This window comes from Corallococcus sp. 4LFB (assembly GCF_046520365.1).
In the GTDB taxonomy this organism is placed as follows: Bacteria; Myxococcota; Myxococcia; order Myxococcales; family Myxococcaceae; genus Corallococcus; species Corallococcus caeni.
This window is the reverse complement of the sequence record NZ_JBKGHJ010001285.1, coordinates 1-328: the sequence shown is the minus strand read 5'-3', so window position 1 is coordinate 328 and position 328 is coordinate 1. Positions and strand designations below refer to the sequence as shown.

Below are 328 nucleotides of genomic sequence, written 5' to 3'. Positions count from 1 at the left end.
GCAGAACGCGCCGGCCTCGGAGTTGAGTCTTTCGGGCCTGTCCTTCCAGCCTCTCTCTCGCGACTTCGAGGCCACCAAGTCCGACCTCACGCTGTCCCTCTCCCAGACGCCGCACGGCCTCACCGGCACCCTGGGCTACCGCACGGACCTGTTCGAGTCGTCGACTGTCTCCCGCATGGTGGAGCACCTGCGCGTCCTGCTGGAGGCCGCGCTCGCTTCGCCCGACTCGCATGTCAGCGAACTGCCGCTGCTGACGGACACGGAGCGGAAGCGGCTGCTTCAGGACTTCGTCTCCACCGAGGCGCCGCTTCCCCCGCCTCGCAGCGTG

1 protein-coding gene is annotated in these 328 nt (G+C 68.6%); it reads left to right on the top strand.

Going from position 1 to position 328, the window contains the following annotated elements; genetic code table 11:
* The coding region (locus tag ACLEQD_RS45345; RefSeq protein WP_410392066.1) for a condensation domain-containing protein at positions 1 to 328 on the top strand (328 nt) is incomplete at both ends.